Origin of the sequence: Bradyrhizobium genosp. SA-3 (assembly GCF_004212635.1) — a bacterium.
GTDB lineage: Bacteria > Pseudomonadota > Alphaproteobacteria > Rhizobiales > Xanthobacteraceae > Bradyrhizobium.
Map to the genome: position 1 here is coordinate 1 of NZ_PSRT01000096.1, position 24,477 is coordinate 24,477.

General features: G+C 63.3%; 24 protein-coding genes and 1 pseudogene. 4 read left to right on the plus strand and 21 right to left on the minus strand.

The window, feature by feature from the left end:
• Window positions 1-173: 173 nt before the first annotated feature.
• The gene (locus CWO91_RS28600) at window positions 174-548 is read right to left on the minus strand and encodes a hypothetical protein (protein WP_091889588.1); all 375 of its coding nucleotides are present in this window, start codon (window positions 546-548) and stop codon (window positions 174-176) included.
• Between the two features lie 287 nt (window positions 549-835).
• On the opposite strand from CWO91_RS28600, the gene CWO91_RS43315 reads away from it, so the two are divergent.
• The gene (locus tag CWO91_RS43315) at window positions 836-1,093 is read left to right on the plus strand and encodes a hypothetical protein (protein WP_036017983.1); all 258 of its coding nucleotides are present in this window, start codon (window positions 836-838) and stop codon (window positions 1,091-1,093) included.
• Window positions 1,094-1,114: 21 nt separating this feature from the next.
• On the opposite strand, the gene CWO91_RS28610 is transcribed toward CWO91_RS43315, so the two are convergent.
• The 8 genes from CWO91_RS28610 to CWO91_RS44580 all read right to left on the minus strand — a co-directional run bounded on the left by CWO91_RS28610 (window position 1,115) and on the right by CWO91_RS44580 (window position 6,757).
• A complete protein-coding gene (locus CWO91_RS28610) occupies window positions 1,115-1,303 on the minus strand; it encodes a hypothetical protein (protein WP_130218334.1) in 189 nt (62 codons plus the stop codon).
• A gap of 12 nt (window positions 1,304-1,315) precedes the next feature.
• A complete protein-coding gene (locus CWO91_RS28615) occupies window positions 1,316-1,645 on the minus strand; it encodes a four-helix bundle copper-binding protein (RefSeq protein ID WP_130218335.1) in 330 nt (109 codons plus the stop codon).
• 83 nt (window positions 1,646-1,728) lie between these two features.
• Window positions 1,729-2,805 carry a flavodoxin family protein gene (locus CWO91_RS28620; RefSeq protein ID WP_130218336.1) on the minus strand — a complete coding sequence of 359 codons (1,077 nt, stop codon included), beginning with the start codon at window positions 2,803-2,805 and terminating at the stop codon, window positions 1,729-1,731.
• A gap of 65 nt (window positions 2,806-2,870) precedes the next feature.
• Window positions 2,871-3,020, minus strand: a complete 150-nt coding sequence (locus CWO91_RS43320; protein ID WP_165405767.1) for a hypothetical protein — start codon at window positions 3,018-3,020, stop codon at window positions 2,871-2,873.
• 232 nt (window positions 3,021-3,252) lie between these two features.
• Window positions 3,253-3,453 carry a hypothetical protein gene (locus CWO91_RS28625; protein ID WP_130218337.1) on the minus strand — a complete coding sequence of 67 codons (201 nt, stop codon included), beginning with the start codon at window positions 3,451-3,453 and terminating at the stop codon, window positions 3,253-3,255.
• Window positions 3,454-3,770: 317 nt separating this feature from the next.
• Entirely contained in the window at window positions 3,771-4,580 is an 810-nt protein-coding gene (locus CWO91_RS28630; protein ID WP_130218338.1) for a Crp/Fnr family transcriptional regulator, read from the minus strand.
• The gene (locus CWO91_RS28635) at window positions 4,580-6,379 is read right to left on the minus strand and encodes a sensor histidine kinase (protein ID WP_433995581.1); all 1,800 of its coding nucleotides are present in this window, start codon (window positions 6,377-6,379) and stop codon (window positions 4,580-4,582) included. The genes CWO91_RS28630 and CWO91_RS28635 overlap by 1 nt, the downstream gene beginning before the upstream one ends.
• Window positions 6,380-6,412: 33 nt before the next feature.
• A complete protein-coding gene (locus CWO91_RS44580) occupies window positions 6,413-6,757 on the minus strand; it encodes a hypothetical protein (protein WP_245471406.1) in 345 nt (114 codons plus the stop codon).
• 53 nt (window positions 6,758-6,810) lie between these two features.
• On the opposite strand from CWO91_RS44580, the gene CWO91_RS28645 reads away from it, so the two are divergent.
• Entirely contained in the window at window positions 6,811-7,209 is a 399-nt protein-coding gene (locus CWO91_RS28645; RefSeq protein ID WP_130218339.1) for a response regulator, read from the plus strand.
• A 311-nt stretch (window positions 7,210-7,520) separates the two neighbouring features.
• Here the strand turns inward: CWO91_RS28645 and CWO91_RS28650 are convergent, their stop codons facing one another.
• A complete protein-coding gene (locus CWO91_RS28650; RefSeq protein ID WP_130218340.1) occupies window positions 7,521-8,129 on the minus strand; it encodes a cysteine hydrolase family protein in 609 nt (202 codons plus the stop codon).
• A gap of 548 nt (window positions 8,130-8,677) precedes the next feature.
• On the opposite strand from CWO91_RS28650, the gene chrA reads away from it, so the two are divergent.
• On the plus strand, window positions 8,678-9,901 hold the full coding sequence (gene chrA, locus CWO91_RS28655) for a chromate efflux transporter (RefSeq protein ID WP_130218369.1): 1,224 nt from the start codon (window positions 8,678-8,680) through the stop codon (window positions 9,899-9,901).
• Between the two features lie 12 nt (window positions 9,902-9,913).
• Here the strand turns inward: chrA and CWO91_RS28660 are convergent, their stop codons facing one another.
• From CWO91_RS28660 to CWO91_RS28680, 5 genes are all read right to left on the minus strand, one after another.
• Entirely contained in the window at window positions 9,914-11,818 is a 1,905-nt protein-coding gene (locus tag CWO91_RS28660; protein WP_165405768.1) for a sensor domain-containing diguanylate cyclase, read from the minus strand.
• Between the two features lie 171 nt (window positions 11,819-11,989).
• Entirely contained in the window at window positions 11,990-13,963 is a 1,974-nt protein-coding gene (locus tag CWO91_RS28665) for a glycosyltransferase (protein WP_245471407.1), read from the minus strand.
• Between the two features lie 189 nt (window positions 13,964-14,152).
• Window positions 14,153-15,433, minus strand: a complete 1,281-nt coding sequence (locus CWO91_RS28670) for an HlyD family efflux transporter periplasmic adaptor subunit (protein WP_245471408.1) — start codon at window positions 15,431-15,433, stop codon at window positions 14,153-14,155.
• A gap of 216 nt (window positions 15,434-15,649) precedes the next feature.
• Window positions 15,650-16,066, minus strand: a complete 417-nt coding sequence (locus CWO91_RS28675; RefSeq protein WP_130218342.1) for a heavy-metal-associated domain-containing protein — start codon at window positions 16,064-16,066, stop codon at window positions 15,650-15,652.
• 165 nt (window positions 16,067-16,231) lie between these two features.
• The gene (locus CWO91_RS28680; protein WP_245471409.1) at window positions 16,232-18,112 is read right to left on the minus strand and encodes a cytochrome c/FTR1 family iron permease; all 1,881 of its coding nucleotides are present in this window, start codon (window positions 18,110-18,112) and stop codon (window positions 16,232-16,234) included.
• Between the two features lie 274 nt (window positions 18,113-18,386).
• On the opposite strand from CWO91_RS28680, the pseudogene CWO91_RS28685 reads away from it, so the two are divergent.
• Window positions 18,387-18,922: pseudogene (locus CWO91_RS28685) on the plus strand (substrate-binding domain-containing protein).
• A gap of 244 nt (window positions 18,923-19,166) precedes the next feature.
• Here CWO91_RS28685 and CWO91_RS28690 read toward each other — a convergent pair.
• The 6 genes from CWO91_RS28690 to CWO91_RS28715 are packed head-to-tail and all read right to left on the minus strand — an operon-like array spanning window position 19,167 to window position 24,444.
• A complete protein-coding gene (locus CWO91_RS28690; protein WP_130218345.1) occupies window positions 19,167-20,495 on the minus strand; it encodes an amidase family protein in 1,329 nt (442 codons plus the stop codon).
• Window positions 20,496-20,519: 24 nt separating this feature from the next.
• Window positions 20,520-21,203, minus strand: a complete 684-nt coding sequence (locus CWO91_RS28695; protein WP_130218347.1) for a DUF2848 domain-containing protein — start codon at window positions 21,201-21,203, stop codon at window positions 20,520-20,522.
• Window positions 21,187-21,879: an ABC transporter ATP-binding protein gene (locus tag CWO91_RS28700; protein WP_130218349.1), complete on the minus strand. Its 693-nt coding sequence runs from the start codon at window positions 21,877-21,879 to the stop codon at window positions 21,187-21,189. The genes CWO91_RS28695 and CWO91_RS28700 overlap by 17 nt, the downstream gene beginning before the upstream one ends.
• A complete protein-coding gene (locus tag CWO91_RS28705) occupies window positions 21,879-22,625 on the minus strand; it encodes an ABC transporter ATP-binding protein (RefSeq protein WP_130218351.1) in 747 nt (248 codons plus the stop codon). The genes CWO91_RS28700 and CWO91_RS28705 overlap by 1 nt, the downstream gene beginning before the upstream one ends.
• Window positions 22,622-23,545, minus strand: coding sequence for a branched-chain amino acid ABC transporter permease (locus CWO91_RS28710; RefSeq protein ID WP_130218353.1), 924 nt, complete (start codon window positions 23,543-23,545; stop codon window positions 22,622-22,624). The genes CWO91_RS28705 and CWO91_RS28710 overlap by 4 nt, the downstream gene beginning before the upstream one ends.
• Window positions 23,545-24,444, minus strand: coding sequence for a branched-chain amino acid ABC transporter permease (locus CWO91_RS28715; RefSeq protein ID WP_130218355.1), 900 nt, complete (start codon window positions 24,442-24,444; stop codon window positions 23,545-23,547). Before CWO91_RS28715 ends, CWO91_RS28710 begins: the two co-directional genes overlap by 1 nt.
• Window positions 24,445-24,477 lie beyond the last annotated feature (33 nt).

Consider the following 24,477-nt stretch of genomic DNA (forward strand, 5'->3'; position numbering starts at 1 on the left):
AGCCGAGAGGCCTCATGCGGCCAAGGGCAAGGCCGCCAAATCGCTGGGACGGCGGACGGCGCATGCCGCGCATGGCACACCGAAGCGCGCTGCGCAGGCCAACACCACGGCGCCCAAGACCGCCGCGCCGCGTCCGATCGGGACCGCCAGCCTGAAGAAGCGCGCTTAAACCCCTACTGCCGCATGATCGCGGCGACGCAGAGCAGCACGATCAACGCCAGGAAGAACAGGTCCATATAGGACTTGAGCTCGCCGTCGCGCCGCAGCCGCGCAACGTCGGCGACCACCTGCTTGCGCGCCGAGGTTCCGCCCGAACCATCATTGATCGGGGCCTGGAGGCGCCGCGTCTCGGCCTCCAGCTTTTCGATCTTCTGGAAGAAATAGAACGCGCGCAGCGTCGAGGCTGCGCGCATGGCGGCATAGACCAGCACCAGGATCGCCAGGATCGCCCGGTTCGGATACTTCTCCATGAAATTCAGGCTGAAATAGACCACCGCCATGAACGCGAAATTGGTGATGAAGCGGTAGACGAAGCTGAGAAAAACCATGCTGGCTCGAGCCTTGAGGGATGCGCAACCGGATCGTTGCGCATACGGGATCAGGGGGCCAGACCGGAGCAGCCGGCCTGGATGCCGTGCAGGCCCGTCTACGCCAAGTTTGTTTCAACAAAGATACTATCGCCCCGCAACTCGCCGCCTTTTAGCCACACGCGGCCATATTGCAAGCCGAAGCACGGCCTCGGCCCATTCCCGCGCCGGGTGCCCGCAACGGCTCAATGGCGATTTGGCGAAAGTCGCGATAGACTATCGACCGCCGCCACATGTGGGGTCTGCCGATGCCGAAGAAGGGAATCACGGGCCACGACGACTGGGTTCTGACCGAAGCGCTTGCGACCGCGCTGGTCGCGCTGGAGCAGCTCGAGCCAAAGCACCGGCCGAACGCGCATATGGACGACATCCGCAAGCTGCTCGCGAACGGCAAGGAGCCGGCGGCGGTGAGCCTGCACCTGGCCCAGGCCAAATGCCGCCTGTTTCCCGACCTCGATCCGCTGGAGATCTACCGGGAATACGGCATCGGCGAGGAATACGGCTAAAGCGGCCGGTCGACGACCGAGCTAAGGGCCGCCGGCCACTGATCCCGCGATCACCATGACCAGCGCGCCAAGGTCGACCTTGCCGTTGACGGTCAGCTCCTCCGAGCGGTTCACCTCGTCCGCACCCTGGACCTTGAGTGCTTGCGGCCGGTCGGCGGCTTGTCTTTGCAGCTCGCCGATGATGGCTTCCTTGAGTTTCTCTTCCAGCATGGGCTTTGTCCTTCAGGCCGCCATCGCGCGGCAGGATTGGGCGCACGAGCGGCACATCGCGACGCATTCGTCCATGCCGCCGATCCGCTCGCAATCCTCGGCGCATTCGGCGCAGATTTCCGCGCATTCGCCGCAGGTGTGCTTGTGATGCGGCGTGTTGATCAGCATGAAATGCGCGGCCGTCCGGCATATTTCGGCGCAGGCCATCATCAGGCGGAAGTGCTTCGGCTCGACGTGCTTGCCGCCGGTCTCGAGGCAGTGGTTCATCGCGGTGCCGAGACAGATCTGGTAGCAGCTCATGCAGAGCCCGATGCAGCGGGTCATGTCTTCGGACTGAGCCATCCGTTCTCTCCAATCGCGCGCCCTACTCCGCTCGACCAAAGCGGGGCCACGCGCTTCGTTCCAGGTTCCGGTCGCCGCGCTGGTCATTTGGGGTTTGGGTCCGCAAGATCGGCACCGGGCTCCTCGAGCCGCCCGCCCCGCGCCAACCGGACCGCGTTGCCGAGCGCGCGCGCTGCATTCTGCACCTGCTGCTGGAATTCGCCGTCTTCGTCGAGCTCGCGGTGCGAGGTGGCGTATGGCTCCATGTAGCCGACATAGCCGTCAAGCTCGGCGAAGCGGCCGGCCGAGATCAGCTGCATGTCGGTCAGCCAGTCGGACAAGGCGCGGCGCACGCCCTCGGCGCCGACCGCATCGCCGTGAACGACGATGCCGAAATGACGGCCGGCGAGATGACGCGGATAAGACCAGCCCTTCAGCTCCATGGCCTTGGCTTCGGCGGCCTTCTTGCCGTGGGTCGAGGTCGGATCGGGATTGCCGCCGTCGGCGCAGACCATGCGGTCCATCATCGCCTTGAGTCCGGCTGGCACGTGGTACCAGTTCACCGGCGCCACGATCAGGATGCCGTGCGCGGCGACCCACAGCGGGTAGATCTCGTTCATCCAATCGCCGGTCTGCCCCAGCGAATAATTTGGATAGCAGCTGCACGGCCAGTGGCAGAGCGGCATCGCGGTCGCAACGCAGGATTTGCAGGGATGGATAGTCTTGCCGAATTCCGAGGCGAGCCGCGACAGATCGAGGATGTCGACGGCAAATCCCATCGCGGTGAAGACCGGCTCGGCCAGCTTGACCAGGCGCCAGGTCTTGGACATCTCGCCGGGACAGGTGTGCTCGCTGCGGGCCGAGCCGTTGATGATCAGGATGCGTGGCGTCTGGTCCGCATCGTCATGCCGTCGCTGCGCCGCAAGCACGGCGGCGCGCGCATCGAGCCAGTCGACGGCGATATCGTAATCGGGATCGGCGAAGCCCGCGCCCGCCTTGCGCGTCAGCGGCGCCTTGCGCGAATGGCTGTAGGCGTCCCAGGCGGCAGCGACGATGGCATCAAGCTCGCGTTGCAGCGGGGCAAAGGCGGGATCGACGAACTGGCTCCTGTAACGCCGCTCGAACTCCTCGCGCGACAGCCTGACGGGCGGCATCCCCTTGCGAATGTCGGCGTCCGTCATGCTGGCTCCTGGCAAAGTCGGTAGCGTTCGACCAACCCGGGGCGCAGCGCGCGGTTCCCACAGCTCTACTGGCGTACCACCTCCTGGGGCAGATCGAAGCGCGCGATGCGCTGGTCGAGCCGCCACAGCTCGATGCGATGGACCAGTACGAGCGCGGCGGCTTCGCGCTTGGCCTGCTCGTCATTGTCGCAGACGAGATTGATGCATCCGAACACACGCCCGTCCGGACCGATCTGGAACGCGCGGAAGCGGCGTTGACGATAGGCACCGCCGGGTCACAACCGGACGCAACGGGGACGATGGACGTGGTGGTCGTTTTTCGGGTTTCTGCCCAAGACATCAGCCCAAGACATCAGAACAAGACATCAGCGCATCGGTACGCGCCGACATCCAACCCGTTCCCGGCGCGTGCAGCCGGACGTGCTGCACGCTCCAACCGCGGCTGCATTAGTCCGGCGGCTGCAAGCCCGGCGACCTCAGCCACTCACTCATCTGAGACCCTGTTTCAGCCTGACGCGCCTTGCGCAACATCCCGTCGCGCGCCGCGCCGGGCGGAAGCGATTTGGCTTCTTCGCGCAGCCGCTCCGCTTCGGCAGCCAACCGGATTTCCAGAGGATCCGTATGCTTGAATCGACGCCGCATCGACATCAGGCGTCTCCCTGTTTCTGGGCGGAGCGCGTCGTTGCGTTCTCGTCACTGCTCAGTTTCGCAGTCTTCACTGCGGCGGGAGATCAACGTTCCGGAGGTGGAACGGTTGCCTGTTCCGTGCAAAAGTTCGCGATCAGCGCTCCTCGTTGTCCCGGCGTGCCTTGATTTCCGAGCGCAGCATGGCGCTGTCCATGATGGCGAGACGCAAAGCCAACTTGGATTAAGAGCTCACAACCTCATACACCCCCGTACAGCACCAATTGAACGCGAGCGGTCGTATTGATTAGACGGCCCGAGACGCTTCCTACTAACCTATGTTAATCTTGTAGCCGAGATGTCCTATGTCGGATTTGTTGCTCCCGCCTAGCATCATCGGTTGTTTCAGCCCCTCGATACAGTTGCAGATAACTCGGCGAGTACAGCGCTGTGTCCTTGAGCGCGTCGAGGTCGGGAATCGTCAGGGTCCGCTCGCGCAGCACGATCAGGCCGGACGCGCGCAGCTCCTGCACGGTGCGATTGAGATGAACCACGGACAGGCCGGTGGCATCGGCGAGATCCATCTGCGTCACCGGCATGACGCAGGAATTACCCTCGATCATGCCGACAGGACGAAGCCGCTCGAAGATCTCGCAGAACAGATGCGCGACGCGCTCCAGCGCGACGCGGCGGCCGAGATTGATGGCCCATTCGCGCTGGATCGCGTTGTTGACGAGACTCTCGGACCAGAATGCTTCCGCAAGCGATCTGTCGCTCGCGATCAGGCTCTCGAAACGTGCGCGCTTGATTTCAGCGTAGACCACCGGCGTCAGCGTCGCGATGGAATGGTCCATGACCGCGAGCAGATATGCATGCGCGTCGCAGCTCTCGCCCGGGAAGATGAAATTGACGATCTGGCGCCTTCCGTCCTCGAGCGTCTTGTAGCGGCAGAGCCAGCCCGACAGCACGACGCGGACGCTGTCGACGGGATCCCCTTCCGAGATCAGGTCCTCGCCGGAGCCGGCGCGTTGCAACCCTTCGAGCATCGCAAAGTCAAGCGCAGCGCGCGCCTCTGCCGACAACGGCCTCAACGCGTTCAGCCGGCGAATGGCCGGCTCCACCAGGCTGCGATCGGCGATCGACAAGGACATCAGTCAGCCAATGACGGCGTGTGGAAAGTGCGTTTGCTCAAGGGAATGATGATCGTGCATTGCAGCCCCCCAGGATTGAAGGCCATCGTGGTCTGGCCCTTGAACTCGAAGGCCAGCGTACGCTCGAGAAGCTCGGTGCCAAAACCTTTTCGCGGCGGCGGCGCCACTTGCGGCCCACCCCGCTCCCGCCAATCGAACACCAGATCCGCCGCCTCCGTGCTCTCGTCGAGGCGCCAGGTGACTTCGATGCGTCCGCTCGGCTGGCTCAGGGCGCCGTATTTGAGCGCATTCGTCGCGAGCTCATGGATCGCGAGCGCGAAGGTCTCCGCGGCTTTGGGCTGAAAGCGCACCTTCGGGCCAGAGACCCTCATCTGCTCGCCTTCGCGGGCGTTGTAGACCAGCAACTCCTCGACCACGAGATATTCGAGGTCGACACCGCCTTCGGGATCGCGGGTCACCAGCGCCAGGGTGCGGGCGAAGGCGTTCAGCCGGCCGTCGAGATGGGAGGCATATTCCTCGACGGTGGTGCTCGATTCCGCCGAGCGGCGGGCGATCGATCGCACCACACTGAGCGTGTTGCGGACGCGATGCTGGAGCTCGGCCAACAACAGGCGCTGCCGCTCCTCGGCCCGGGTGATCGCGGTGACGTCGATGAAGGTGATGACGACGCCGGCGATGAAATCGTCGATGCTGCGATAGGGCAGCATGCGCACGATGTAGCGCGTGCCGCTATCAGGCGCACTCAGCTCGCGCTCGGCGCTGGCGAGCGTGCTCAGCACGCGACTGATGTCGTCATAGAGCTCCGCGATCGGGATACGCGCCTTGATGTGGGCAATGGGCCGGCCCGTATCGGTCTCGACCAGATGCAGAACCTGCGTAATCGCTGGCGTGAAGTTCATCACGCGCAGATCGTTGTCGAGGAATACGGTCGCGATCTGCGTGCTCTCGATGAAATTCTTGAGGTCGCTGGTGGCGCGGGTGAGTTCCTGGACACGATGCGCCAGCTCTCCGTTGACGATGGTCAACTCCTCGTTGACCGACTGCAGTTCCTCCTTGAGCGACTGGTACTCCTGGTTGGAGAATTTGAGCTCCTCATTGGTCACATCGTCGCCCCCCTGCTTCTCGTCCAACCGTCGCAGGTGGCGGGCATAAACCTGGATGTGCTCCGGAATGTCCTGCGGCGGCAACATGTAATCCGCGATCGCCGCCAGCGAGCTGGCCTCCTGGAGATGATCCGACTCCTCGCTCGTGACCTCTTCTACGATGGCGAGACCGCCATGAGCCTTCAGCGTCGCCGTGCCGAGCGTGCCATCGCCGCCGGTGCCGGACAGGATCACGCCGATCGCTTGCTCGCGTTCTTCCGCCAGCGACACCAGAAAGCTGTCGATCGTGAGCCGCTCGCCGGGGGCCTGTTCGGCCTTGCGGATTGCGAAACGACCGCCCTCGATCGTGGTGATCATCGCCGGCGGACAAAGATAGATCGTACCGCCCTCGATCGTTTCGCCGTCGCTGACGCCGGAGACCTTGTGAGCATTCGAGTTTTGCAGGATCTCGCGCAACCGCGGCTCGTCCACCCCCTCATGATGCCGAAGCGCCAGCACGACGGCCTGGTCGGCCCCAACGGTGAGCTTGGCGAAAAAGCGCTCGATACTGTCCAGAGCGGTCGGCGAGGCGCCCACCCCGATGATCAGCGGGGACCTGATCTGACGCGCTCTTCCGACCGGCTGGTCGCCCTCTTCGTGCATGGTTTCGCTAGCTTTCATTGACCGGCCGGGCGAACCGCGTCCCGCCGAGCACATAGCAGAAATAGATGCTATCCCAACAGATGGCAGCTAGAAATGGTCCGAGCCATGGCGCCCGTCCCGGGCTTCAGGGCGGATACCGACCTTACCGCCGGTCTGGTCGCGGGAAAGCAGAGGCTGCGCCGCCGTGGATATGCCGCGCCGCAACCGCCGGCGGCCAGATAAATCCGGCCGGGCTCGATCTTCATACCGTTCTCCGTACGGCGGATCGGCAGGCCCGCGACGCTGCGCCGGGATGTGCAGGACGATGATGACGGCTGCCGGCAGATGGGGAAATGGTCCAGAATCTGCTTCAGAGCCAGGCTCGTTCCCGCCGAGCCCCCCGATGACGATGTAGCCATGGAACTCGGGCTTGATTGCGCCGTTTTCAAACAAGGCGGGTCCCGATTTCATGTTCTTACGGGGCTGGAAGCGGAGACTGGATCACCATGGCGATATCGGCGTCGGGTCAGCGTACGCTTCTCACCGGGCGTCGCATTTTCATTGTCGAGGACGAGTATTTTCTCGCCGATGACATCGGCAACGCGTTCCGCGCGCTCGGGGCGGAGATTGCGGGTCCTGCCGGGCATTTCGAGGATGCACTCAAAATCCTGCACGACGGCAGCATGTTGGATGCCGCGGTGCTGGACGTGAACATCCGCAGCGAGATGATCTTTCCGATCGCACGCGAATTGAAGGCGCGCAACGTGCCTTTCGTGTTCACCACTGGCTACGACAAGATCACAGTCGGACCAGAATTCGAAGACGTGCCGCTTCTGGAAAAGCCGATCGATCTGGCCGCGATGGCGCGGAAGCTGGCCGCTCTCATCGCCGATCCGCACGGTTGACGACGGTCAGGCGATCAGAACAAATGCGCGAAAGCGAGCCAGGCGGTCACCGCCAGGCACAGGATAACCGCGGCGTAAGGTAGCGCGACGCGTAAGATCACCAACCTCCCCGCGTCAGCTCACCATCATCCAGACGATCGCCGCCATCATCACGAGAAAACCCGTGATCGCGGTCGCGACAAAGGCCTGTTCGATGCGATCCATCGCCATCGCAGCCCCCTTTCCAGCCGGCACAGTCTGGCCGCTCCGGATGACCCGTGCATTAGGCTATGTGAATCGGCCGCCGCACTTCGTCGGAATGCCTGGCGAATCTACTCCCGCCAGAACTCCGCCAGCTCCTCCGCGGTCACGAGGTCGACCTGACCGTGAAAGCGGGTGCGGTACATCGTCATGAGCGCGTCGTGCCCGACATCGGACGAACTGCACAGCGCGTCCTCGACGATGACGACCCTGAAGCCGAGATCGACGGCGCTCAGGACCGTCGATAGCACGCAGACATCCGTCTCGGCCCCGGTGACCACGACCGTGCCGACGTTCTTTTCGATCAGCATGCTCGCAAGACCCGGATTACTGAACGCGGAATAGGCCGGCTTGTCGATCACCGCGGCCGGCGGAACGAACCCTGCCAAGGCCGGCACCAGTTCGAGACCGGATGGCGGAAGATGTCTTCGGGTCGCCTCGCGCCAGCGCTGGAAATAGCTCTGCCACTGGCCCGGACGGTCTTCCGGATCATGCGGCGTGATGAAGCGCGTGAAGATCGTTCTGGCCGGATGGCGCGAAGCAATCGAGGCGATCGTCGGCAGGACGCGCTCCATCCAGGGTGTCGCCCAGAGCCCGCCGGGGGCGAAAATGTTCTGCATGTCGATGCAGAGGTGAACGCCATCCCTGATCTCGGCAATCTCCGACGCACTGTCCCTCATCGTCCTCCACCGTCAGGCGCTCGGCGACACGCCGCCAGTCGGGCATTTCCGCGGCGAGTTCAGCGACGGCAATGCGAACGCAAGGCTTTGGTTCCGCGACTATGCCGCCGTCGACTTTTGTAGGTGATATCGCCGAATAGGCGACGCCTGGCATCGTCACGAAAGACGACACGGCATTTTTCCCGTGATTGCTTGCTTCAGCTTCTCGCCAACGCCCTTCTCATCGGCGAAGGCCCGTTTGGCGAGAACGGCGGGCGCTGCAACGGCCGCCAACGTCCCTCCGAGCAGAAGCAGACGGCGCTTGGTTGGCATGACTGATCCCATGATGCACACTCCCGTGTACAGGGCCGCACGGTGCCGCATTGATCAGCGCCAAGCCTTCTCGTTCTTCTGTTCGTAATCCTTGAAAGCCTTCTCGAGGCCGCCACGCGCCTCCTCGAATTCACAGGCGAGGACATGAAGGATTAGGACTGGCTGGTCCGACCGATATCAATTATCGAAAGCCGATAAGTGTGCAGCCGGAATCGGATCAAACGTCTGTGACCAATCTGAATTCATCAACCGATACCTCTACCGGAGTCCGGTCCAGCGCCGGCTCGCCGCTGGAGGTCCTGCGGATCTTCCTGAAGCTTGGACTGACCTGCTTCGGCGGTCCGATCGCGCACATCGGGTACTTCCGCGACGAGTTCGTCGTGCGACGGAAGTGGATCGACGAGCACGCCTACGCCGATCTGGTCGGGCTGTGCCAATTCCTGCCGGGCCCGGCCAGCAGCCAAGTCGGCTTCTCGATCGGCCTGATGCGGGCCGGATATCTCGGGGCGCTCGCCGCCTGGACCGGCTTCACGCTGCCTTCCGCCGCGGCGCTCATCCTGTTCGCCTACGGCGCCGGCGTGTTGAGCGGACCGCTTGGCGGCGGCCTGCTGCACGGATTGAAGTTGACGGCCGTCGCCATCGTGGCGCAGGCGGTCTGGGGCATGGCGCGCAACCTCTGTCCCGACCGCGAGCGCGCGTCGATCGCGGTGGTGGCGGCGCTCATCATCCTCTTCAGCACGTCGTCGATCGCGCAGATCGGAGCGATCGTCCTCGGCGGGTTGATCGGACTGTGGCTGTGCCGCAGCGAGGCGCCGGCCCCGTCCGGGCATGTCGAGATTCCAGTGTCGCGGACCGTGGGCCTGATTACGCTCGGGATGTTCATCGTTCTGCTGGTGGGGCTTCCCGCGCTGCGCGGCCTGACGGGATCCTCGGGCATCGCCCTGTTCGATGCCTTCTATCGTTCGGGCGCGCTCGTCTTCGGCGGCGGCCATGTCGTGCTCCCGCTGCTGCGCGAAGCATTCGTCGCACCGGGCTGGTTGAGCGACGACGCATTCCTCGCCGGCTATGGTGCCGCCCAGGCCGTCCCCGGCCCGCTCTTCACCTTCGCGGGCTATCTGGGCACGGTGGTTTCTGCCGAGCCGCATGGGCTCGCGGGCGCGGCGCTCGGCCTCGTCGGCATCTTCCTGCCCGGGATGCTGGTGCTGCTCGGAGCCTTGCCGTTCTGGGATTCGTTCCGCAAGCGCGCCGGCGCCCAGGCGATGATGCGGGGTGTCAACGCCGCGGTCGTCGGCGTGTTGGGGGCGGCACTCTACGATCCGGTATGGACAGCGACCGTGCATTCGCCACGGGACTTCGGCATCGCGCTCGTTGGCTTCGTCCTGCTGGTCGCCTGGCGCGCTCCTCCGCTCATCGTCGTCGCGTTCAGCGCCGCAGGGGGTACAGCGATGGCGCTTGTCTGATTGCTGCCCCCGTCAAGCCCGTATCGAGCCAGGCCACGCGATGATTTGCCCTGACATCACGAGGCCGTTGCGCCCGCTCTCCTTGGCGGCATAGAGCGCCTTATCCGCAGCCGCTATCAATGACGCGCAATCCGCCTTGTCGGTCAGCGCCACGTGTGTCGCGCCGCCAATGCTCACAGTGACCTGCTTGGACGGCGGGTTGAGCGCGTGCAGGATGCCGAGTTCCTGGATCGCTTGCCGAATTTGCTCGCCGACCTGCTTGCACCCTCCTGCATCAGTATTCGGTAACAGCAAGGCGAATTCCTCACCACCGTACCGGGCCGCCACGTCTGCCGGGCGTCTGGCCTGCTCCGCCAGGACCCCGGCGATTGAGCGAAGACACGCGTCGCCGGCCTGATGCCCGTACTGATCGTTGAAGCTCTTGAAATGATCGACGTCGATCAGCAAGAGCGATAAAGGCGCTCCCTCGCGCCTGGCGCGATCCCATTCCGCCGCCAGCCGCTCGTCGAAGTGCCTGCGGTTTGCCAATGACGTCAGGCCATCCGAAATCGCGAGAGCCGACAGCTTATCCTCAAGATCCTTATGTTCGGTCATGTCGCGCGAGATCGCCACCACGCCGTTGATGTCCCCACTCTGCGGATTCCTGGTGGCGCGCAGCGCAGTTTCGATCCAGACCTCGATTTTTTCGCGATGACGGGTGCGATATGCAATTCTCGCCTCTTCGGCTTCGCCGTCCATCAACGCGGAGATCGTTTGCTCGACCCGTGCCAGGTCCGCAGGATTTATCCCGGCGAGGGCTGACGTATTCACTAACTCGTTCGGAGCCCAGCCAAGAACCTGAGCGCTGGACGGCGACGCATAGAGGATCTGCCTATCGATCGCGATGCGCATCACCATATCTCCCGACTGCTCTGCGAGGAGGCGAAAATCCGCCTCCTTGGCGACCAGAGCTGCGGCCATCTTTTGCCGCTGGTGCAGCTGATGCACCAGCAAGAGCCCCGCAACCGCCAGCCCTCCTGCCAGTCCCAGGACCGCAGCCATGCGCCCCAGAGCGGCTCTGCGCCAGGGCGCCAAGACGTCGTCTTCGGATTCCGTGGCAACCACGAGAACGGGGTAGCGACTGCTCCGTTGATAAAAGCTCAGACGCCGAACCCCGTCGAGAGGCGACGTGAAGTAGTAGGCGCCCGCAGCCGGCCGCTCGCGGAGGTTCCTAATAAGCGGGGTGCTGGACAGATCGCGGCCCGTGTATCCGTTGTCCGGGCTACGTGCGAGGATAACGCCGTCTGCGGTCGCCAGCGCAACTGAACCATTCTGGCCAATGTCGAACCCGCCATAAAACTGCAGAAAGTAGTCAACGTTGATCGTCGTAAGGGCGACGCCGGCAAAACTGCCGTCAGGATGATTGAAGCGCCTTGACGCGGTGATGATCCACTGCCCGCCGGACCGACTCCTCACCGGATGTCCAATGAAGGTTCCCCGGTCGGCCACGGCACGATGATGCTGGAAATACTCCCGGTCGCTGTTGTTGAGGCTGGCGAAGTCCACGGGCTCGCTGGTAGCGAGCCAGCGTCCGGTCTCGTCATAGATGAACACTGCCCGGATTCGATTCGCGGCCTTGCGCCGGGAAAGAAAGGTCTGAATCTTGGCAATTGCGGCAGGGCCAGTTCCCTCCAGTTCGAGCTGGCCAACCAGCACATTGAGAACAGTGTCGGCGAGCTCGAAGGTGTCATCCGCGTGCTGCGTCAGCGATCGGGCCAGATTGGCCATGTCGGTCTCGGAGCTCTTCAACGTCGCCTGTCGCGCAGACCACTCCCGCCAGCCGCTGACTGCGACAATCGCCACGCAGGCAACCGCCACAAATACGGATGCCCAGAACGTCAGACGCCCTTGGCGAAAATCGCTGCGATGATCGGACAAGAGATGTTCCCTCTACCCCTGAAACCCCAGGACGATTCGGGCTATGACAGGCTTGCCCATTTTTGGTTGGAGCCGGCTTATGTCGATCGACAGCTCGCGGACCGGTCGACGAGCACAGGGATCGACATCATCAGCTCAGCCGATGGCCTGGAGCACCGAGCCGGCGACCCGCTAAAGCCAGGTTCTGGTGAAACTTGTCGGATGCAGGCTTCGAGCTCCGGCGAGATGTGCCAAATCGCCGATCCGCGGTTGAGGCCGGACGATCAGGCTCTCGGCCGGCAGACGCTCAGCCGACGAAGCCGCTGCGGATTTCGCCACACTTGTCTCAACCTGAGGCAACGGCGCGGCCATTGACCAGATGCTCTTGAGCATCGTCCTGTTCACCGACCATGCGATAACACTGTTCTCCTTCAGGCGGGCGACGGTAAAGAGCTTGCGGATCAACAGGTCTCGTTCGAGCGACTGCGGCAATTTGAACTGCACCCCCACGAGCTGACCTCTTTGCTGCGCGATCATCGCGTCGACCCAGCCCACCTGCATGATGTGTACGCGCAGCGGTTCTCCACCGCGAGGACAGTCGATGCCGGAATCGAGCAGGACGCCAGCGCCGGAAAGGGAGATGTTGCTCATGCGCCCGGAAAGCAGCTCACCGGTCTCAGTATGGATCAAGACTGATTCGTCGACATCGAAGCGTTCCTCGGAACGCCCCATCCGCGCCTGTAGCGAGGTCATGCAGACGAAGAACAGCACGACGATGTTCACGACCGACCAGAAGGCGACCATCGGCAAAGCGGCCGGATGATCGATGATCCGCCATTCCGGGATGGTGTTCAGAACGAGGCCGACAACCGTCAACGCCATCAGGGCCGCCGACGGCCAGAATATCTCCGCGGCATAGCTTGCGCACCGCGCGGCGGCTCCCTTGGGCGTCACCCTGAACGCATGTCCCTTCGGCCTGACGAGAGTCCCGAGCACCGTCGGTAGAATCTTGAAGCTCTGGATGGTCGCCGACACCTGAGCAGCGAGTGGAAAATGCGCGTGCGGTGCGAACCAGGAAATACCGCCGTTGAGCGCCAGGATCGCGGGGAACAAGTAATAGAAGACCGACTCAGGGGTGACGTCGACGACAGGCGGGAGGCCAGTCCACATGAACACGATCGGAACCACCACGACCATGAGCGCCCGCAAGCCCAATGAGAGCCAATGCGTCGGAAAGAAGAGGAGCCGATGCATCAAGCTCAGTCCGGGGCCGAGCGGGCCGGCGGCAAGATACAGGGTCTGGATCGCGCCACGCGCCCAGCGTTGCCGTTGCACAAAAAAGGCGCCAAGGCTTTCCGGTGCCAATCCAATTGCCAGCGGCTCGCAAAGATAACGGGTGACGTATCCTTTGCGCAGCAGGACCAGCGTCAGCAGGATGTCTTCCGTAATGGACTGGGTCGGCAAGGAATCGCCTACCGCGCGCAGTGCTGCACGACGCGTGACGGAGTTGGATCCACAACAAAACGCACCATCCCAGCCGTCGCGCGCGGGCATGATGGAATCGAAGAAGAACCGTTGTTCGTCCGGCAGTCCCCTGTGCAGGCCGAGATTCGCCTGCATCGGGTCCTCATTGTAGAAGGCGTGCGGGATCTGAACGATTCCGATCTTTGGATCGGCGAAGAAGCCCATTGTGCGCATCAGGAAATTGCGCTGCGGCACGAAGTCCGCGTCAAAGATCGCGAAGAACTCGCCATGCGTCATCGTCAGCGCATGATTGATATTGCCGGCTTTCGCATTCACATTGTCGGAACGAGTGAGATACCCGGCACCCTTGCGCTCGCAGAGTTCCTTGAGCCAGGGCCTGCGACCATCATCGAGGACCCAGACCTGGAAGTTTGGATAGTCCAGACATAGTGCGCCCGTGATCGTCTTTTCCAGCACCTCGAACGGCTCGTCATAGGTTGGAATGAAGACGTCGACCGAGGCCAGCTCATCATCCGGCAGACCGCGAAGCCGACGTTCATGCTGATCTGCCTCGCTGCGGCGATCGGTCCTGCGAAGGAAAGTCAGATAGAGAATGAACTGATCCGTGAAGGTCAGGAGCTCAACGAAGAGACAGAACCAGATCCAGCCGACCTGATACCAGGCCCCGCTTGCCGGCAGCACGGTGGTGAAGATACGCCATTCGAGATAGCGGGCGACGACAAGCCAAACCGCGACGAAAATCGCGACACGCGCCCAGAGGCGCGCGACTGCAAAGGTCGGCGCCAACAGGTACATCGCCGCAAAGACGCCCAACATCGGCGCGAACAGCTGAGCGAAGGACAGAGTCATGACCTGCACGGAATTTCTCGCTCACAGGGATGACTGGTCGAGATCCAGCCGAGCGGTCAGCCATTTCAGCTTCGCGCTGACCAATCGAAGCAGGCCGTCGGAGCTGCGCTCGAAGCGCACTTCGGCCAGCCGCCCGATGTCGCAGGAGCCATTGTGATCGGCCGCCGTCTCGTTAGGCGGCAACGAGATCTCAACGGTAATATTGCCCGGATCGGGTCGCGGCACCCGAGCCGCGAGCAGTCGATCATCGGCGTACGCCGCCGAGCCGCGAACTTGCCGGATCTGGCCGGTCCTCCACTCTCGACTCCCGATCAGGCGGACAGTCGCCGCATCTCCTGGCTTGATCTTCTCGAAATCGCGCTCGGGCAGTTCAACAACGATGAATCGGCGTTCGCAATCTGCAAAGTCGAAGACCGATTGCCCTTCCGTGACCATCGAGCCCGGGCTGGCCGCGACCGACCACACCACATGGGCTGCAGGCAACGACAGGTCGTAGTGTTGAAGGCGATCAAGTCGAGCGCGCTCCTCTGTGATTTCCGCGGCCAGCTGCCCGGAACGTGAGCTGTTTTGCAACAGGTCCGTCTCGAGCTCCTGGCGACGGAGAACAAGCCGCTCGCGCTGTTGCTGAGAATAGGGCACGTCATTGGCATCGCCACGAAGATAAATGCCCTTCTCGGCCGCCGCCAACTCGGTCTTGAAGCGCTGCAGGCGTTCATCGGCCATCTGGCACCGCGTTGCGGTTGCCTCCTGGGAAGCCTGGGCTTCGGAAGAACGGATCTGTGAACTGATGCCGAGCCTGACGAGCTTCTCCATCCGGCCCGCGACATCGTTCCGCTGCCGCGCCTCGGCGAGACAGCCGCCTCTTTCAGCCTCCGTTTCTCCGATCTCGTGGCTCAGGCGTGCGACCGCCCCCAAACGATAGTCCTCGCTGCGCTCGCGGAGCTTGCGATCGAGCTCGGCGATCTCCTCGAGTTGCCGACGCGCGAGCTCTGCGCGCTTGCTGGACACGGCAAGCTGCTGATCTAGGTCCATGAGGTGCCGGCGATCCGGCGAACGCGCCTCGACCAGCGACACGACCCGGTTGCGCTGGAAATATTCACCTTTGCGTGGAAGATCGGGCGCGAGCTGACCCGCGATCGGTGCAGTCACGCGCATGAGCTCGGCGTTGACAAAGGCGGAGGGAGCGATCCTGTAGGTCACATACGGCAACAGGGCCCATCCGCTCAGAGCGATGATGCCGAGCGCCAGGGATCGTCGGACAGTTCGGCTACGAATGAAGCGTTCGACATGCAAGCGGACCACGACTGTATCTCCAACGGGCTTTGGTCGCTGCGCCTGCCTCAGCAAAGGCAGACCAATCGCCGCGGCCCGCCCAGCATTGTCATGAAGTCTGCGTGTGAGGCACTGAGCATTCCGGCAGCATTGCTGCTAGCCGAAATCAGCTTCATCGCAATCGCAGACTCGTCTTCGCAACCAAGAGAAGTGTATCCAGGTTTCACCACACCAGGTTAATTTGTGTCAAAACCGGAAGACTACGGCCCGAACAGAAATCAAGATGCGGCTTGAAGTCGGCGCGCCATTGGCGGCGAGCTCCTTCGCTTGAACGCGCGAAGCTGTCTTCTCTAATCGGTCGGACTGGTCATCGCGCCTGACCGGCGTGACGTGGGTGCGTTCGGGCGTGTCGCTGCCGCCATCGCGCCCGTCGGCGCGGGCGAGCTGATACCCGAGCGCGGTCACTGTTTCCTCGATAAGCGGCAACGGACGCTCCTCTTCCTCCAGCCGCAGCGTCATGATCTGGCTGGCGATCGAGACGTTCGCCTCGTCCACGCCTGGCACCCTGCGAACCGCGCTCTCGATTTTTGCCGCGCAGCCCGAGCAATCCATCCCGGTGATTCGGTATCGGACGGTGGAATTCGGAATCGCAGTTTCGGTCATTTCGACTATGTCCAATTTTCCGCGCGGAGCCGCTTGTCTAACGCAAGGGTTAGGGTCGGAGCTCCGTTCCTCAGTCCTTGCGGCCGAGCGACTTCTTGCGTCAGGCTATCGGCTGCTCCCCGCACTGGCCGAGTTCGTCATCCTGCCCACTGCCAAGGCACCGTCCTATGCGACTTTTCGACGATTGAGGGCGAAGCCTATAGCCAGGGCCACAATCATGAGTACCTGGGCCGCGACCGTTTGCGCGGTTGGGAACAGGCCGACCAGCGAGATACGTGGCACCGAGCGTAACGGTGCAATGCTGACGACGCCGGCCTCTTGCACGGCCGCGATGCCCTTGCCGGCCAGCACGACCGTCAGAGCCGCCATGAGCCACGAACTGTAAGTGAAGAACTTGCCGATCGGTAGCCGGCTGCTATAGCGCAGCATCGCCCACGCGATGACCGCCAGCGCCGCGCACGCGCTCAGTGCCCCCGCCAGTATCGGACCGCCGTTTCCCTGGGTCCACAGCGCCGCGTAGAAAAGGATCGTCTCGAACACCTCTCGGTAGACGACGATGAAAGCGAGCCCGAACAGTAGCCAGGCCGAACCGCCGGACAACGCCTTCGCCATCTTTTCACGGATGTAGTGTTGCCATTGGTCGGCTTGTGCCTTGCCGTGCATCCAGATGCCGACCGAGAGCAGCACGACGGCGGCGAGGACCGACCCGAACCCCTCCGTCAGTTCTCGGCTCGCACCGCTGATCCCGACCACCCAGGTCGCGGCGACCCAGGTTAGGAAGCCGGCGATGAGGGCCCCCACCCAACCCGCGTGGACGTAGGGCATAACCTCCATCCGCTCGGCCTTGCGGAGGAAGGCGATCATCGCAACGACGATCAGCAGCGTTTCCAGTCCCTCGCGCAGCAGGATCGTCGCCGCTCCGAGAAACGTTGACAGGCCGCTTGCCGCATCGGGGGAAAGCGACGCCTCGGCGTCGTCAAAAAGATCGTCGAGGACCTGCACACGATTGGCCAGTGCATCAGCACTCTCTCCGCCCTGGATGGCGGCGCGGTAGTCGCCCATCGCATCCTCGATCCGCTCCATGAGAGTACGATCGCGCGCACCCAGCGCCGGTTCGATGGGCTCGAATCCATCGAGATAGGCCGACAAAGCCAGTTCGCCGGCACGCTGGCGGTCTCCTTGACGATAGGCGGCAAGACTCTCGGTCAGGCGGCCGCGCACCAGTGACAGGGATCCGGCCTGCTGCTGCATGACCGCGTCGGGATGGCGGCGCAAATAAGCCATGAGAGCGTCGGCCTTGTCCTGTCCGACCTTGCTCATGAGCGCTGCGGGCGTCGTACCGACGAGCGTCTTCAGATCGGGAACGAGCCGGTGAAGCGAGGTATCCTGCTTCCACAGCCGTTCGCCTTCGGCCGCAGCGGAACCCGGGAAGGCGAAATGACCGACGTAGAACGCCAAAGCCCACCGATCATCGGTCGGTAGGCTGTCGAAGCTCGGCATCGCGGTCCCGTCGAGCCCCTGGGTGATCACCTGGTAGAGCGCGAACACGCTGCGCTGGCGAGCGCGATCGACGTCCGTGAACGCTATGGGCGGCGTATCAAGCTTGACGGCGTCCGGCCCATGGCCGTCGCCGGCCTCGCCATGGCAGGCAGCGCAGTTCTGACCGAACAACGTCGCGCCGCGCGCGAAGTCCGGAAGCTTGTTCGGCGCCAGCGGCACCGGGTAGGCCGCGAGCAACGCAGCCGCCAAGCCATGCGCGATACCTGCGACTTGCTCGGGATCAGCCTTGTCTGCGATAGCGCGCTGAAGGCGGGCGGCTTCCGTCGCAAGCGCTTGCCGTTCCGGCTTGGGCGGGAGCGCAGCAAGCTTTGCGGCAACGGTCGCCGCGAACTCGTTCTGCTCGGCATATTCGGAAGGACTTAAGACCGCACCGCGCGACACGGCACCGGCGTAATCCACCGCGATGTAATCCAACAGTCGCCACGTGGTTTCGACATCGCTCGTCTCGGCCCGCGCTGCGCCAAAGGATGCCAGAGCGAGCAGCATGGCGAGCACTGCGAGACGCGATCGTAAAGATAGCAGACGCACGGGATACCAAGCTGAAGGTTGTCCGACGACGGTCGTACCGCCGGGGCCGGCTCGATGCAATTTGAAGCGTTCTAATTCCGCTCTGGGTCTTGGTCGTGCAAAACGCGCTCGCCGCCAACTACGCCGGCGCGAGCTGTGGCGGCGACTAAGCGGCGCCTTTGCACCATCGACCTCGCGCTTGAGATCTCCCTCCGCGAAGGTCGACTACGTCTCTCCTGACCATCGCGGTGGGATGATCAAGGCAGTGGATCATCTCATCAAGCTTGGTCACACGCGTATCGGAATGATCGGCTCGAACGAGAACATTTCAACCGGGCGCGATCGTTTTGCCGGCTATCGGCAAGCTTTGGCTAAACACGGTATTCCGCTTGAGCCGAGGCTAGTTCTATCCGGCGCAGAGACGCGCGACGTCGGAATGGCACACGTCCTCCAACTCCTCGATTTGCCTGAACCGCCGACTGCCGTCGTATGCTTCAACGATATCGTCGCTTTCGGCGCCATGCTCGGCCTTCGCTCGCGGAATCTAACGCCAGGCGAAGACTTTTCTGTCGTGGGCTTTGATGACATTGCCGAAGCGACCCTGTGGCGTCCAGCCCTACTGTCGCGATTCCCAGGCCGAACGTTGGCAAGGCCGCAGTCCAACTGCTGTTGCGGCGCATTGGCAACAGGGACGCACCTTTCGAGTCAGTTCTTATTCCGACAGAACTCGTTGTGCGTGACACGACCTGCCCGCCGCCAAAGAGGTCGCGAAGCAAACGCAAGCACTGATCCTGACGCGGAAACCATGCTGCGGGGCGGATCGATGAGGGTCCGCGGCAGAAAGTCAGCAAGTTCGATTCCTGCCGGGCCCACCAGCGAAATCAGGGGTTGTCGAATCTCCTTTTGCCCTCCTTGCGACTGTTGCACCAGAAACGTCTCGCCGTCATCCCCATCTGCAATTCGCAACCAGAGGCGGCCTCGCCACAGCCTCTCCAAGCAGTCGTAGATTCGGCGGCCATTTCGCATGAAAAGGTTAGGCAGCATGGAAACATCCTCGCAGCAGCGTTTCCACGCTGGACGCGATCTCCAGCAAGCGCCGGTCGGCATTCCTGCGACCAATCAGCATCAGACCCACGGGAAGACTTTCGAGCGGCAACGGCAGCGAGATCGACGGACAATCGAGCAAGTTGGCGACGCGCGGATTGCGCAGCACGAGGCCATTTAGTTCATGGAATGCCGCATCCTCTGCAACGGAGGAAATCAGCGGCGCACGGATTGGTGTCGTCGGCAGAACGAACACGTCGTTGTTTCCGAAGGACTGTTCGAAAGACCGGGTCGCCGCCTGCCGGAGCCGCACCATGCGCACATAATCCGTGCCGAGGATGTTGGCTCCGGCCTCGATGCGTACGCGCGTTCGAGGATCGATCCCGTCCAACTCCGTGAGGCCAAAACTGCGCAAGGTTGCGCCGACCTCGACCGATGGGAACGTGCCGATCTTGTCGATCTGTGCGAGATCATCGAGAGCAGCCTCGATGGATCCATCCTTGGTCTGCAAGCCCCGTGATCGCAGCCGCTCCATGGCGTTCTCAAACGCAGCGAGCACCTCGGGTTCGCATCGATCGAACAAGCGCCCGCGGGCAACTACAAGGCGGAACCTGCCGGGGGATGCTGACCGCAGCCGCGACGGCGCGACTTCACCTGAAAGCGCCTGATCGGCCACGAAGCAATCCTCGACGTTGGCGGCGATCGGACCGATCGTGTCGAGACTCGATGACAGGGAGAACGCGCCGGTGGTCGGCACAAAGCCACTGGTCGGCTTGAGACCGACCGCGCCCGATAGTGCGGCGGGGATTCGGAGAGAACCGCCGGTATCGCTGCCGATGGCGATGTCGGCCATGCCGCCAATCACTGACACGACAGCGCCCGATGAAGAGCCTCCCGGAACGCGAGCGCGGTCTCGCGGATTGGCCGGCATCCCGTCGTGTGGGTTCGTACCCAGCGCCGAGAAGGCGAACTCGGTCATCTGCGTCTTGCCGATAACGATGGCACCCGCAGCCCGCAACCGCTTCACGACCTCGGCGTCTTCACGCGCCGGTGCCAAACGACGCAGGACAGCAGAGCCCGAGCTCGTGACCGTTCCGGCGACGTCGAACAACGCTTTCACGGAAACGATGCGGCCGTCGAGCGGACCGCGGGACGCCCCGGCAGCGGCACGCCGGTCCGCAGCCTCAGCCTCCCACCTAGCGCTGTCCGCGAAGACGGCTGTGAAGACGTTCTTTGCTTCTGGCGAACCAATGCGCGCAAGCGCGCCCTCGAGCCGTGCCGCTGCTGAAGGGTGCGATCGATCCTGTGTTGCTGTCATGCCCGAGGCGCCAGGAGGGAAAGATCAGGAGACGACCGGAAGAACGTCGATGTCGTAGCCATGCGTCAGGGTCCGGCTAAGGACCGGATCCTTCAGCTCCATCTCGAAACGCGTCCCCGGCCGAATGCCGCCGATCGCGCCCGGCGTTCCGCAGAACATCAGCGTGCCGGCTGCCAGCATGTCCGTGCCGGTGTAGCGACGGATGAGATCGCGCGGCGTCCTGAGCGAGGACACCGGGCTGTCCTGGTAGAGCACCCGTTTCCCGTCGATCGTCGCCCACGAGCGAAGGACCAACTCATCCCAGTGCCCCTCGACATCGGCATAAGACCAGAGCTGTGGGCCGACCGGCTTGCCGCACAGCTGCTTCGAAAGGGCGATGCCAGACGCTTCGGCCTTGCGGTCGGTATGATCGGATCCGATGCCGACCCAGAGCCCATCAGCCATGGCGACGATGACCGGTTCGACCTCGCCGGAACTGTCAGGGCCGAGCACGGTCAGCCGGCTGTCCTGGGTCAATGTTTGTGCCGCGACGCGGTAATAGAGAGGTGTCGTCGAGGGCCGCGGAATGCCGAGCGCAGCCAACTCCTCGATATGGTGCTCGATCGCCGCCGCGTCCCTGCCCGCCCAGCCAGCGATGACGAGGCAGTCGATCTCGATCCCGACACGGACGGTCCGGTCCTTTGCGAGGCGGTCAAATTGCAGCAACATGGAATTCTCTATCCTTGGTCGATGTGGTCAGGACTTCGCCTCGCTCGATCTGTAGCGTCCTGTCGGCGATGCGATCGAGCAGCGCGGGCGACGATTCGGTGATCAGCATGGCAAGGTCGGGCCGGTGCTTGCGCAATTCGCCGAGCGTTCGCGCATAGTCGAGTGCCAAAGCCGGTGCCAGACCCTGGAACGGCTCGTCGAGCAGCAGAACCTTGCGCGCGACCGTCAGCGCACGCCCCAGCGCGACCATCTTCCCCTGCCCTCCGGAAACGCCGCCGGCCGGCCTGGCGCGCATCACGTGCAATTCGGGCAACAGCTGGTAGATCTCGTCGAGCCTGCGCGCGATCTCGGCACGGTCGAGCTTCAGCGCCAGCGCCGGGAGGCGGATGTTCTCCTCCACGCTCAACTCCGGAATCAGGCGCCGGTCCTCCGGCGCATAGCCAATGCCGGCACGAGCGCGGGTGTGGGCAGGCCTGCTGCCGAGATCGTCGGCATCGAGACGGACCGAGCCTTCGTCCATCGCGATGAGACCCATGATTGCGCGAAGGGTCGTGGACTTGCCGGCGCCGTTGCGCCCGATCAACACCGTCGTCTTGCGTGCGATGATCTCGCAACTGACGGCGCGCAGCACACGAACGCCCTCGATCGAGACACTGACCTTGTCGAGCCTGAGCATCAGGCCACCCCAACGACACGTTGGCGAACTTGTGCATTGCTGAATACTTCGTCCGGCCGGCCCTCGGCCATGATGTTGCCGGCGTTCCACACCAGGACGCGGCTCGCGTAACGCGCGACCACGTCCATGTCGTGCTCCACGAACAGTGCGGTGATGCGGCGCTGGCGCAGCGCGCTCATGAGCGCCTCCATGAGCGGGAATCGTTCGATGGCGCTCACACCACTGGTCGGCTCGTCCAAGAGCAGGAGCCGCGGCTTCAGCGCCAAAGCAACCGCAATGTCCAGCAGCTTGCGATGCCCTTCGGGAAGTGTGCTGCTGATCCGGTCGGCATCCCGGGCGAGCCCGACCAGATCGAGCAACTCGCTCGCCTCTTCACGCCGTCTTGCTGTTTCGAGCGGGCGAACCGCGCTCCAGAGACCATCCGTTGCCGCTAGCGCCAACATCATGTTCTCGATGACGCGCTGTGCGGAGAAGAGCTGCGGAATCTGGAATGCGCGGGCGACGCCACGGCGCGCGATGGCACGCGGCGACAGACCGGTGATGTCGTGACCGTCGAGCAGCACGCTGCCCAATTTCGGTCGGATATAGCCCGTGCAGATGTTGAGCAGCGTCGTCTTGCCCGACCCGTTCGGACCGATGATCGCGAGGAACTCGCCGTCATGGATCGCGATGCTGACGTCGTCGGCGGCCTTGACGCCGTTGAATGAGACGTGAAGGCCCCTGGCTTCCAGGATGGGAGGCGTCATAGGCTCGTCGTCTCCTTGCGCGCGAACAATCCATAGACCCCTTGCGGCATGAACATGATCACGATGATCAGCGTCATGCCCACGATCAAATTCCAGGAATCGGTGACGGTGACCGCGGCGCTGTGCAGCAATTCAAGGAACAAGGCACCGATGAACGCGCCCGGCACGCCACCGATACCGCCGAGCACGGCGATCAGCACGAGGTGGCCGGATGCGGTCCAGAACGCGAAATCGGGAACCACGCGACCGATCGCAAAGCCGGCGATCGCGCCGCCGAGGCCGGCGAGCGCCGCCGACACGACATAGGCGATCAGCAGAACCGCCCAGACCGGGATGCCCAGATATTCGAGGCGGATCTCGTTCGTATGGACCGCCGAGAGCGCGTGACCGAGCGGGCTGTTCAGGTAGCGCTGCACGGCCAGACCGACGAGCACCATCAGCCCCAGGCTGAGATAGAACAGCACGCTCTTGAAGGCTGGTTCGCCAAGCACGACGCCGAACACTGCCGGGACCGGCACAGGCACGCCGTCAGTCCCGCCCGTGACGCCGTACAGTTTTGCGCACAGCGCGTAGAACACCATGGAGACGGCAAGATTCAACATCGCGAAGAAGATCGCACGGTAGCGAACGAGAAACGAGCCGGCGATAGCGCCAACAAGCGCGCCGCCCAGCACCGACAGGATCAGGAGCAGCCCAAGATCGTTGATGCCGGCGCGGGCCAGGAACGCAACGCCATAGGCGCTCGCGGCAAAGAACATCGCGTGGCCGATCGAGATCAGTCCGGCGCGGAGCAGTACAGCGACGCCGAGCGCCGCAAACCCCTTGGCTATGGCAAGCGTCAGGACGAATTGAAGCCAGGGCGCGGCCAGAGGCAGCAGCGCGAGGACGAGGACCGCCGCGGCGGCAATGATCGTTCGCATCATATCCTCCGCGCCGTCACCGATCCGAACAGGCCGTAGGGACGGATCAGGAGAACGACAAGCATCGCCGCATAAGGCGCGACGGCATCCAGCGACGGGGCCAGATAGATCGCCAGCACGCGTGCCAGGCCCACGATCAGCGAGGCCAATGCGGCTCCTTCGATCTGTCCGAGACCGCCTATCGCCGCAACCGCAAAGGCGAGCACCATGGTGTCGGCCCCGAGCCCCGGCGCGATGCCTGACGTCGGCGTCGCCAGCGCGCCACCCAATGCTGCAAGGAAAACGCCAAGCGAGAACGCCAGGACGAAGATCCGGTTGGTATCAATGCCGATCGACTGCGCCATTTCGCGGTCGGTGACGACGGCCGTGATCAGGCGCCCCAGCCGGGTGTGGTTGATCAGGAGCCTCAGGCCGATCACAACCAGGAACGCCATCCCAATCAGGAGGATCTGGTAGTTGAGATAGACGACGCCACCGATGCTCGTGGTCCCGAGCAATCGCATCGGCGCGTCCTCGTAGAAAGATTGCACGCCGAAGATCACGCGCTGGAGATCCTCCAGGATGAGGAACAGCCCGAACGTGATCAGGATCTGCACGGCCTCCGACTTACCATAGGTCCAGCGAACGAGGCCCCGTTCGATCAACGGACCGAATATCGCCGCGACACACACCGCACTGAACAGGAGCGCCAGGAACGACCAATACGGGTTGAGCTGCCGGCTGGCGATGAACAGGCAGATTGAGGCCGCGACATAGCCGCCAATCGAATACAGGCTGCCATGGGCGACGTTCAGGACGCGCAGCACGCTGAAGACCAGCGTCAGGCCGACCGCCGCGAAGAAGATCAACGCGGCGCTGGCCAGACTGTCCAGCAGCAGGGGGATGATTGCATTCGACATCGGCTTACGCCTTCCATGACTGGAATCAGGTGA